Genomic DNA, 2,315 nt, shown 5'->3' with positions numbered 1-2,315 from the left:
CCAAAAGAACACCCGGCCCACCCCACGCCACGACGTGCACGCACCCCGCAAACCGCAGCCAGCGAAACAGCGCACGAAGAAGTCAACTACCCCACAGCCCCGCCGCACAGGTTAAAGATCAAGCTAGGGCGCTCGTCATACACCCGCCGGTACTCAGCGGTGTTGCGGCTGAACGGCACTGTCGGAAACCGGAAGTTGGGCGACGATGGAGAGACCTGCGAGGAACAGCAATCGAGATCTTCTAGGAGGCGCCGTGGTCGTATCACGTGGTCCGGCATCAAGGAGCCGACGTTGGTGCCAACGCTGAAGAGGGCAGCCATCGCGCTCACGGTGCTCACAGTCATGGTCGCCCTTTCCTTCGGCGTGTTCCGCGTGTACCGCAGCGGCGGGCCGGGAGATCAGAAGAGCTACGCCGAGGAGATCAACCGTGCCCGCCAGCAGCTCTTTGAGGGCCAGCTGGTCTACACGGATGCCAGATCCTTGGGGCTTGCGGCAGATGCTGAGCCGCGCTTGTTCCGAGTCGACGTCCTGGGCAGTTGGCGCGGGGCCAGGCCTGGCGAGGCTCAGACCCCGGTGAGTGCGGGTGCGCAGATCGGGGTGAAACTGCGCTGTGCGGGCGCGGGGGTGCGGTGCACGCCGCTGTCGTCGGAACGCCAGAACGTCCTTTCTGCAAGCGACGAGGCAACCTGGGTGTGGGACGTGAGGGCGCAACGTCCCGGGAAGGTCAGCATTGCTCTCACCGTGACCGCCTACTTCCGCGACAGCAGCCTGGTGCTCATCGAGAAGCCGCCTGTGACGGCGCGCGTCGACGTGGCAGCGACACCCAACGGTCCGTTCTCCTGGATTGGGGACCTGTGGAACTGGGCGACGGGCGCAATCACCAGCCTGGGCGGACTGGCCGTGTCTGTGAGTGCCATCGTTGCCACGATCGTCATGGTGGTCCGCCGGAGACTTCCGGGGGACGAGGTGGGTGCCACCGAGCGTGTGCGCGCTGTTGGTCACCGACCGCGGCAACGGTCAGCGCGGGAGAGCCACGCACGTCTCGGCCGCCCACGCACGCAGCTCACTGCGTCAAGGATTCTTCAGTCCGGCCGCCGCAGAGACGCTGACCGCGAGCCACGCCAGTGACAGTCCGTGATGGGGGGCGCCCGCGGGCTGTGGCGCGGCGTTGAACTGCGAGGGCCGAGCCCTAACCCGGGCCCCGAAGGGCTTGTCCGGTGTATCAATGGCACTCGAACCGCGGTTTCGGGTGGCCGTAGGCGGCGGCTTTCATGTGGGCGCACACAGGCTCGCGCTGCGTGAACGCCGCGCCGGTCTCACGGGCGAGGACCGGGAAGAACTGCTGGGCGTCGGGCGACTGGCCGGTCGTCGTCCAGTGGAAGTCCTCCGCACCCCGCATGGCGCGCAGCACGAGGCGTCGGCCCAGGCCCTGTCGCTGCCAGTGCTCCGCAATGGAGATCCTCGCGATGTGGCCGCGGCGGCACAGCGAGCAGACGTGCCAGGACAGCACAGCCGCGTCCCAGCCCGTCCGGTCGCACACGCGCAGGACCTGGAAGTCGGCCTCGCGGACCGCCGGGTAGTACAGCCACAGCTGCTGCCGGAAAAGATGCCGGAGCAGGATCCGTTTCCATTGCCGGTCCGTTAATCCCTCAGGCATTCTCGTCTGCTCCTCACGAGAGGTGGAAATGGTCGGTGTCGTGGATGGCGACATTGATGCGCGCTGTAAAAGGGCTCCGAATTAGTAATCGAGATCCAGGTAGTCAATGTCGTTGATGGCCACGTCCGACAGCCCCATGGCGCGACTGCCACCGTCCTGGAAATACACTTCCTTGAAACCTTCGGCGATGATCTCGCGCATTTCCCGGTCGCTGGCGCTCGCGTCGCGGGCGTCGAACAGGCGCTGTGCGTACGCCGGGGGGAGGTGCACGGTGAGTCGCCGGAATCGTCCGTCGTCGGTCGTTCCGATCGGCGCGGTGTACCCGAACCGGGCCCTGGTCTCCACCGTGATCCCGCGGGTGGCGGCGGCCTGCTTGCGCCGGCGCTTGCGAACCTGGGGCTGCCAGCGGGTCCGCACGGCCGCGTTGATCTTCGCCGCGATGTCCTTCGGTGGGTGCTTGCGCTCGCCCTTGCGGTAGCGCTCCACCGACCGCTGGCTCACCCCGATCTCCTGGGCGACGGCCCGGGTCGTCTTGAGCTGCTTCATCAGGAAGCCGATCTGCCGGCGCTGTCAAGTTGCCTGCGAGTGAGGCGAGTTGAGGCAATGTGATGGTGCGCGGGTGTCGTGAGTGGCACGGCGTTCAGCCGTGCGCGGGCGC

The 2,315-nt window shown here is 66.9% G+C and carries 2 protein-coding genes and 1 pseudogene; 1 reads left to right on the top strand and 2 read right to left on the bottom strand.

Annotation, left to right across the window (positions count from 1 at the left end; translation table 11 throughout):
* On the top strand, positions 1-1,128 hold a 1,128-nt coding region (locus tag ACZ7NC_RS45265), incomplete at its 5' end, for a hypothetical protein (protein WP_471498230.1).
* Positions 1,129-1,222: 94 nt separating this feature from the next.
* Here the strand turns inward: ACZ7NC_RS45265 and ACZ7NC_RS45260 are convergent.
* A complete protein-coding gene (locus tag ACZ7NC_RS45260) occupies positions 1,223-1,657 on the bottom strand; it encodes an N-acetyltransferase (protein ID WP_471498226.1) in 435 nt (144 codons plus the stop codon).
* A gap of 81 nt (positions 1,658-1,738) precedes the next feature.
* Positions 1,739-2,218 (bottom strand): annotated as a pseudogene (gene tpg / locus ACZ7NC_RS45255) (telomere-protecting terminal protein Tpg); the annotation flags it as partial.
* Positions 2,219-2,315 lie beyond the last annotated feature (97 nt).

Source organism: Streptomyces sp. NPDC111802 (genome assembly GCF_055634335.1).
Note: the sequence above shows the minus strand (reverse complement) of the source record. Positions and strands in the feature narration are given on the sequence as shown.